The organism is Streptomyces phytophilus (genome assembly GCF_013870535.1).
GTDB classification, from domain to species: Bacteria; Actinomycetota; Actinomycetes; order Streptomycetales; family Streptomycetaceae; genus Streptomyces; species Streptomyces phytophilus.
Genome location: NZ_JACBXC010000176.1, coordinates 1 through 7,636 on the forward strand (window position 1 = coordinate 1; position 7,636 = coordinate 7,636).

Genomic DNA, 7,636 nt, shown 5'->3' on the forward strand with positions numbered 1-7,636 from the left:
CAAGCCAGGTCGTGCCGCTGAGCGGCGGGCGCGGCGGGGGGAGCGGCGGGAGACTCCGGTCCAGCCAGCGCGTTCTCGGCGGGAACCGGCGGGCCGGGCCCGTCGAGGGGCGGGGGGTACAGCTCGGCGAGCTGCTGCAGCAGCCGGGCGTAGGCGTCGCGTTCGGGCGGACGCGGTTCCGTACGGCGGCCGGGGTCGTCGCTCTCCCACGCCCCGACCGTCGCCCGCCGCACCTCCAGCGCATCGGCGACCTCCTGCTGCGTCAGCCCGTGCGCCATCCGAAGCCGCCGGCGCTCCGCCGGCGGCGGCAGCGCCCGCGAGCGGGCCACCAGCGCGTCCACCGCATCGAACCGAGCCTTGTCTCCGTGCCCCACACAAGGCAGCGTACGCCGTATGTGCGGTTCGATGCGCGAATCGCGTGCGCAACCGGACAGCCCTCCGCCCCCGTCCGGCCGGCGGCCGGTCCCGAAGACCCCGAGGCCGCAGCCCGGCGCCCGGCAAGAACCTCCGGGCCGGGCCCCGTTCACCAAGACCAGCAGTGCGCGGCGGCACCTCGGCCGGTCTGTGGTGCGATGGGTTCAAGTGGTGCGCGGGGGCGTGGTCGGGGCATTCGGTGCAGTCGTGCCGGGAGTGCGCTCGGTGGATCGGGTGGGGTTGGTGTGGACCGGTACTGCCGGCGTGGGCAGCGGGGACAGGGAGGGGGATCGCATCTGTCAGAGGGCTCTGTTTCCCTCTGTGACTCTTGGAGGACGCCATGCGTCGTCTCACTCTGTCTCTGGCCGCCGCGGCGTTGGGCCTCGGTGCCGTATTCGGCGCGAGTACCGCCGCCGCTGCCCAGCCGCCCCCCATCCCGGCCGGCCTGTGCGTAGAAGGCGGCGGCAAGGTCGTCCAGGACGGCACTCCGCCGGTCGGCTACACCTGTCAGGGCGGGGAGTTCGACGGGTTTCCGGTGATCCCCTGACCGCGGGCCTGCGAGAGGCGGCCCTCACCTCCGTGGCGCCGGTGAGGGGCTGATGGCCGCTGCTGCCCGGGGCCGCGCCCCGGGCAGCAGCACCAGGTGCGAAGCGGGGCGCCGTGTGCGGGGCCGTGCTGCGTGCTCAGGCGGGCCGGGTCATGCGTGTGAACCAGTCCGCTGCGGCGGCGGCGACTTCTTCCAGGGCGCCTGGTTCCGGGAACAGGTGGGTTGCGCCTGGGATCACGCGGAGCTCGTGGGGCGCGGTGAGTCGTTGCGCGGCTTCCTCGTTGAGTTCGATCACGGTGTCGTCGTGGCCGCCGACGAGGAGGAGTACTGGCGCGCGTACGTCGGCGAGTGCGCCGGCGGCGAGGTCGGGGCGGCCGCCGCGGGAGACCACGGCTTTGACGAGTTCGGGGCTCCGGGCCGCGGTGATCAGGGCTGCCGCCGCGCCTGTGCTGGCGCCGAAGAGGCCGATGGGCAGGTCGGTGGTGCGGGCTGCGAGCCAGTCGGCTGCGCCGGTGAGGCGGCGGGCCAGCAGGGTGGTGTCGAAGCGGTGCTCGCGGGTGATCGCGTCGGCCTGGTCCTCGGCCGGTGTGAGGAGGTCCAGGAGCAGGGTGGCGAATCCGCGGCCGTTCAGGTGCGCGGCGACGGCCTGGTTGCGGGGGCTGTGCCGTGAACTGCCGCTGCCGTGGGCGAACAGCACCAGGCCCGCGGCCTCATCGGGCATCGTGAGGTCGCCGCTCAGGCGTGTGCCGGCGATCCGAAGGGTCACGCTCTCGACGGGCATGGTCGTCGCTTCCCGGCCTTCCTGGACATCGCTGCTAGGGGGTTGTCCCAGGGAAGGATGGGGCAGACCGGCGGCGTGTGCGCAGACGTCGCGCGGCGTGTCGCCCCGGGCTTCCGGCGGGGTCGGGGCGCTGGGCTGCCGGCGGGTCAGCGCATCGCGGGCGGGCGCAGCTTCAGGTAGGCGGCCACCGCGGAGACGAGGAGGATCACGCAGCCGGCGAATACCAGGCCGGCGTCGCGTACCCCCAGTTCCACGGTGAGGGCGCCGACGCCGACCACGGGCAGCGAGATGCCCACGTAGGCGAAGACGAAGAATGCCGAGAGCGTCGCGCTGCGCTGCAGTTCCGGTGCCGCCGCGCCGATCATGGTCAGGCCGGCGCGGAAGGACAGGCCCTGGCCCACGCCGCCGGTGACGGCGCCGAGGACGAGGATCAGCAGGGACTCCTGCAGCAGTGAGGCTCCGATGAGCAGGAGGCCCAGGACCAGCACCAGGCAGCCCATGGGCAGGGCTTTGGCCGGGCCGATGCGGCCCATGAGCAGCTGGCCTGCGGTCGAGGCGCAGAAGACCGAGAAGACGACGGCGCCGGCGACTGCGAGGTTGTGCACGTCCAGCACCGTTGCCATGAAGTCGGGGGCGACGGCGGTGAACACGCCCAGTACGGAGAATCCGGCGAAGGCGGCCAGTGCGCTGGGGGCGAAGACCCGGCGGACGGGCGGGGGGATCGTCATGCCCTGGGGGCGCAGGGAGGGGCGGGGGCGGGTGCGGTGCACGGTTTCCGGGAGCGTCCAGATGACCGCGGCGGCGGCCGCCAGCAGGGCCAGGTGCACGAGGAAGGGAAGCTTCAGCGGCCAGGGCGCGTACTGGGCCAGGATGCCGGAGAGGAGGGGCCCGAGGCCGAGGCCGCCCATGTTGGCGGCGGTCGCCGCGAAGGCGGCGCGCCCGCGGCGCTCCGGTGGTGCCAGGTCCAGGACGGCGGCGGTGGCCGTGCCGCTGAACAGGCCGGCGGAGAAGCCGGACAGGACCCGGCCGGCGAAGAGGTGGGGCAGCCCTTGCTCGAAGATGAAGAACAGGGCGCTGCCTGCGGCCAGCGCGGCGGCGCACAGCAGGATCGGGCGCCGGCCCAGGATGTCGGAGAAGTCGCCGGCCAGCAGCAGGGCGGCGATGACGCCGGCCGCGTAGACGGCGAAGACGACGGTGACGATCAGTTCGGAGAAGCCGATCTGCTGCCGGTAGAGGCCGTAGAGCGGGGTCGGCAGGGTGGTGCCGAGCATGCCCACCGCGAAGACGGCCGCGGCTGCCGGATATCCCGGGCGGTCACGCTTCACCCGGTGGCCGTGCCCGGTGCGGTGTTCCTCAAGGCCGCCTCCCGTGAAGAAGTGGGCATGTGCTTATCGGAGGGGGTGCACATCGCTTGCCTAGCTCACGGGGGCGGACAGTCCGGGGAGGCTCGCGTTCGGCTCACTCCGACGGGTGCAGGTCCCGGCCGGCTCAGCCCAGGTCGCCGGCGACGGTGTCGGCGGCTGCGGCTGCGGCTGCGGACGGGCCGGCGGCGTGTGCGCCGCATGTGGGGCTGGTGGGTCAGTCGATGCCGCGGACTATGTGCCAGTCGGTGTCCTCGTCCTCGTCCTCGTCGCCGGCCGGCAGTACGGGGGGTGCCGGCGGGGCGGTGGGGGGTGGGGGTGCGGTGTCCGGGTGTTGCTGCGCGGTGTTTGTTCTGCGGGGCTGGGTCATGTGCCGGTCCGCGGGTTCGGCGGGGTGGGGCGGGTGTGCGGGGTGCGGTGGGCCGGTGTCCGTTCGGGGCGGTGCCAGGGGGCCGGCCGCGGGGCGGTGGGTGCGGTTGCGGCGGTGGCGCGGCGGCGGGTCAGCAGGGCGGTGCTGAGTGCGGCCAGGTCCTCCTTGGTGGCGTTGCCCCGTTCGATTCGGATCAGCGGTGGCGTGCTCATGGTCCTCCTCGGCCGTCACTGGGGCGGGTTGCCGTGTTTGCGGCAGGGCATGTCGGCGTGTTTGCCGCGGAGCATGGTGAGTGCGCGGATCACAGCCGCGCGGGTGTCGGCCGGGTCGATCACGTCGTCGACCAGGCCGCGTTCGGCGGCGTAGTAGGGGTGCATGAGTTCGGTGCGGTATTCCTTGATCTTGCGCCGGCGGGTTGCCCCGGGGTCGGCGGAGGCGTTGATCTCGCGGCGGAAGATGATGTTGGCGGCGCCTTCCGCGCCCATGACCGCGATCTCGTTCGAGGGCCAGGCCAGTGCGATGTCGGTGCCGATGGAGCGGGAGTCCATGACGATGTAGGCGCCTCCGTAGGCTTTGCGCAGCACGAGGGAGACGCGTGGCACGGTGGCGTTGCAGTAGGCGTAGAGCAGTTTGGCGCCGCGTCTGATGATGCCGTTGTGCTCCTGGTCGATGCCGGGCAGGAAGCCGGGTACGTCGACGAGGGTGAGCAGCGGGATGTTGAAGGCGTCGCAGAACTGGACGAAGCGTGCGGCTTTTTCGCTGGCGTCGATGTCGAGTACGCCGGCGTGGGAGGCGGGCTGGTTGGCGACGATGCCGACGGCGTCGCCGCCCAGGCGGGTCAGCGCGCAGACCATGTTGGCGGCCCAGGCGGGTTGGATTTCGAGGTAGTCGCCGTTGTCGACGATCTCCTCGATCACGGTGCGGATGTCGTAGACGCGGCCGGGGTCGTCGGGGACGGCGGTGAGCAGTGCGTCGGTGCGGCGGTCCGGTGGGTCGTCGCAGGGGGCGGCGGGGGGCAGTTCGCGGTTGTTGGCGGGCAGGAGGGAGAGCAGGTAGCGGACGTCTTCCAGGCAGTCGTCCTCGTCGTCGTAGACGAAGTGGGCGACGCCGCTGGTGGCGGTGTGGGTGTCGGCGCCGCCCAGTGCGTCCTGGGTGATCTCCTCGCCGGTGACCGCTTTGACGACGTCGGGGCCGGTGATGAACATCTGGGAGGTGCCGCGGACCATGAAGATGTAGTCGGTCAGGGCCGGCGAGTAGGCGGCGCCGCCGGCGCAGGGGCCGAGGATGACGCTGATCTGGGGGATGACGCCGGAGGCGCGGGTGTTGCGCTGGAAGATGCCGCCGTAGCCGGCCAGTGCGCAGACGCCTTCTTGGATGCGGGCGCCGGCGCCGTCGTTCAGGGATACCAGTGGTGCGCCCGCGGCCAGCGCCATGTCCATGATTTTGTGGATCTTCTGGGCGTGGGCTTCGCCGAGTGCGCCGCCGAAGGCGCGGAAGTCGTGGGCGTAGACGAAGACGGTCCGGCCGTGGACGGTGCCCCAGCCGGTGACGACTCCGTCGCCGTAGGGTCTCCTGTTTTCGAGTCCGAAGCCGGTCGCCCGGTGCCGGCGCAGCGGCTCCACTTCGGTGAAGGTGTCCTCGTCGAGGAGGAGTCCGATGCGTTCGTGGGGGGTGAGTTTGCCTCTGGCGTGCTGGCGTTCGGTGGCGGACGGGTCCGGTCCGCGGCGCGCTTCTTCCTTGATCGCCTCCAGTTCGGCGAGCCGCTCGTGCCGGGGGCGGTGCGCCGGGGAAGCCGTCGCGGCCGAGGGGGGTGGTGCCGTCATCGCTGCCTCCTGGTTCAGCGCCGTCCTTGCGAGCGGACAGGGGGTGTCGGCGGTGGTCTCGGGGCTGGTGGCGGGGGTCAGGCCGGGTGCGGTGCGGTTCGCCGGGTGCGGGCGGGCAGGGCGGCGAGCAGGCCGGCGGTGCCGACGGCCGTGATCAGCCACAGGGCCGGCCGGTAGGCGGAGGGCGGGGCGGGGCCGTGGGGCGGGAGGTGGCTTTGGAGCAGGGCGGCGGTCGCGGCCGGGATCAGGACGGCGCCGAGTTGCACCATGCTCTGGTAGAGGGCGACGCCGGCCGCGCGGTCCGCGGGGTGCAAGGTGGCGGTCGCCTGGGTGTTGAGTGCGGCGAAGGCCAGGACGAAGCCGGCGGCGACCAGCAGCATCGTCGGGAGTACGGCGCTGGTGTAGCCGGGGTGCTCGGGCAGCCGCAGGTAGAGCAGGTATCCCAGGCAGGGCGGCAGTGCGCCGGCGGTGATCAGGCGTCGGGTGCCGTAGCGGGCGATCAGGTGTCCGGAGTGCAGGGCGGCGATGGCCAGCGGGACGCTCGCGGGTGCGAGGGCCAGCGCGGTGTGCAGGGGGGTGCGGTCCTGGTGCTGCTGGAGTTGGACGGTGATCACCAGCAGCAGGCCCAGGTAGGAGCCGTTGAGGCAGGCCGCGACGACGGCGGCGCGCAGCATCTGGCCTCCGGCCAGGACGGAGCGCCGCAGCAGGGGGTGCGGTGTGCGGGTCTCGATCAGGGCGGTGGCGGCGAGGAGGGCCAGGGCCAGGGCGAGGGGGGCCAGGACGGGCGGCTGCGTCCAGCCGTGGTCGGTGAGTCGGGTGATGCCGGTGACCAGGGCGGCCAGGGCGGTGGTGAAGCACAGGGCCCCGGCCAGGTCGTAGCCGGCGGGCCGGGCGGCGGGCGGGCGGCTGCGGGGGATCACCCGCAGGCCGAGCAGGAAGAGCACCCCTACGGTCGGTGCGGGGGCGAGGAAGATCCAGCGCCAGCTGTGTTCGGCCAGTACGCCGGAGAGCAGGAGCCCGGTGGTGAAGCCGCTGGCGCCGAAGAGGGTGTAGACGGCCAGGGCGCGGCTGCGGGCGGGCCCTTGGGGGTAGCCGGTGGCGATGATGGCCAGTCCGGTCGGTGCGGTCAGCGCGGCGCAGCCGCCTTTGACGAACCGGGTGGCGGTCAGGACCGCGAAGCTGTCGGTGAGGCCGCCGGCCAGGGAGGCGGCGGCGAACACCAGCAGGGCCAGCAGGTAGACGGGGCGGGCGCCGTGGCGGGCGACGACCCGGCCGCCGAGCAGCATCAGTCCGCCGAAGCCGATGGCGAAGGCGGTCACCAGCCACTGGGCCTGGGTGAGGGTGAGGTGGAAGTGGGCGGCCACCGTGGGCAGGGCCACGATCGCGGCGGACACTTCCAGGGCGTCGATCAGCATGGTGCCCGCGAGTACGGCGAGCAGGCCCCGGCTCGCCGTACTCGGGGTTCGGTTCGGTGTCACGGGCCGGGTCAGCCGAGGAGGGTGCCGCCGGTGGCGTCGACGAACGAGCCTGTGATCCACCGGGCGTCGTCGGATGCGAGGAAGGCCACCACGTCGGCGACGTCTTCGGGTTCGCCCACCCGGTTGAAGGTGGACAGCGCGGCCAGCTGCTCGACGGCCTCGGGTATCGCGAAGAGGGGGTTGCTGTTGCGGGTGATGCCCGGTGCGACGCTGTTGATGGTGATGCGGCGGGGGCCGAGGTGCTTGGCGTAGTGCAGTGCGAGCTGCTCCAGGGCGCCTTTGGACATGGCGTACGCGATCTCGTCGGGGTTGGCGAAGCGGTTCAGGCCGGTGGTGATGTTGATGATGCGTCCGCCGTCGGGCATGTCGGCCAGTGCGCGCTGGATGAGGAAGAAGGGGGCCTTGGCGTTGACGGCGATGAGCCGGTCGAACGTCTCCGGGGTGGTGTCCTCGGGCTTCACGCCGCCCATCACGCCCGCGTTGTTGACGAGGATGTCGAGGGCGGTGGCGCCGGTGCGTTCCTTCAGTGCCTGCTCCAGGCCCAGGAACAGCTGGTGGACGTCGCCGGGGACGCCGAGTTCGGCCTGGACGGTGAAGGCGCGGCCGCCGTCCTTCTCGATGAGGGCGACCACCTCGCCGGCCTCGTCCGTGCTGGTGCCGTAGTGCACGGCGACCAGTGCGCCCTGGCGGGCGAGCCGGAGTGCGGTGGCCCGGCCCATGCCGCGGCTGGCGCCGGTGACCAGTGCGGTCTTGCCGTCGAGGTTGCCCATGGTGGGTCTCCTGATCCTCTGGTTGGCGGGTGGAGCAGCGGTGGTCGCGGCCGCGCTTCGGGGGGCCGCGGGGCGGGTTGGCCGGTCGCCGG

Annotated in this window: 9 protein-coding genes; 1 reads left to right on the forward strand and 8 read right to left on the reverse strand. The window is 72.8% G+C overall.

Translation table 11 applies throughout. The features are described 5' to 3' along the window. A partial coding sequence (locus H5J30_RS11500; RefSeq protein ID WP_309505501.1) for a helix-turn-helix transcriptional regulator occupies positions 1-374 on the reverse strand: 374 nt, incomplete at its 3' end. Between the two features lie 380 nt (positions 375-754). Here H5J30_RS11500 and H5J30_RS11505 point away from each other — a divergent pair. Further along, complete coding sequence (locus tag H5J30_RS11505) at positions 755-961, forward strand: hypothetical protein (RefSeq protein ID WP_258563254.1); 207 nt, start codon at positions 755-757, stop codon at positions 959-961. Between the two features lie 136 nt (positions 962-1,097). Here H5J30_RS11505 and H5J30_RS11510 read toward each other — a convergent pair whose 3' ends face one another. From H5J30_RS11510 to H5J30_RS11540, 7 genes are all read right to left on the reverse strand, one after another. After that, a complete protein-coding gene (locus H5J30_RS11510) occupies positions 1,098-1,742 on the reverse strand; it encodes a dienelactone hydrolase family protein (RefSeq protein ID WP_181787336.1) in 645 nt (214 codons plus the stop codon). A 146-nt stretch (positions 1,743-1,888) separates the two neighbouring features. After that, positions 1,889-3,067 (reverse strand): MFS transporter, encoded by a 1,179-nt coding sequence (locus H5J30_RS11515; RefSeq protein WP_374100969.1) that lies wholly within the window; start codon positions 3,065-3,067, stop codon positions 1,889-1,891. Positions 3,068-3,320: 253 nt separating this feature from the next. Further along, on the reverse strand, positions 3,321-3,473 hold the full coding sequence (locus H5J30_RS11520) for a hypothetical protein (protein ID WP_181787337.1): 153 nt from the start codon (positions 3,471-3,473) through the stop codon (positions 3,321-3,323). Next, positions 3,470-3,685, reverse strand: a complete 216-nt coding sequence (locus H5J30_RS11525; RefSeq protein WP_181787338.1) for an acyl-CoA carboxylase epsilon subunit — start codon at positions 3,683-3,685, stop codon at positions 3,470-3,472. Before H5J30_RS11525 ends, H5J30_RS11520 begins: the two co-directional genes overlap by 4 nt. A 15-nt stretch (positions 3,686-3,700) precedes the next feature. Further along, entirely contained in the window at positions 3,701-5,296 is a 1,596-nt protein-coding gene (locus tag H5J30_RS11530) for an acyl-CoA carboxylase subunit beta (protein ID WP_181787339.1), read from the reverse strand. Between the two features lie 77 nt (positions 5,297-5,373). Then, positions 5,374-6,774 (reverse strand): MFS transporter, encoded by a 1,401-nt coding sequence (locus tag H5J30_RS11535; RefSeq protein ID WP_181787340.1) that lies wholly within the window; start codon positions 6,772-6,774, stop codon positions 5,374-5,376. 8 nt (positions 6,775-6,782) lie between these two features. Next, a partial coding sequence (locus H5J30_RS11540; protein ID WP_258563255.1) for an SDR family oxidoreductase occupies positions 6,783-7,636 on the reverse strand: 854 nt, incomplete at its 5' end.

Coding starts and splice junctions, on each gene's coding strand:
- H5J30_RS11505 (WP_258563254.1), top strand. CDS start 755: ATGCGTCGTCTCACTCTGTCTCTGGCCGCCGCGGCGTTGGGCCTCGGT.
- H5J30_RS11510 (WP_181787336.1), bottom strand. CDS start 1,742: ATGCCCGTCGAGAGCGTGACCCTTCGGATCGCCGGCACACGCCTGAGC.
- H5J30_RS11520 (WP_181787337.1), bottom strand. CDS start 3,473: ATGACCCAGCCCCGCAGAACAAACACCGCGCAGCAACACCCGGACACC.
- H5J30_RS11525 (WP_181787338.1), bottom strand. CDS start 3,685: ATGAGCACGCCACCGCTGATCCGAATCGAACGGGGCAACGCCACCAAG.
- H5J30_RS11530 (WP_181787339.1), bottom strand. CDS start 5,296: ATGACGGCACCACCCCCCTCGGCCGCGACGGCTTCCCCGGCGCACCGC.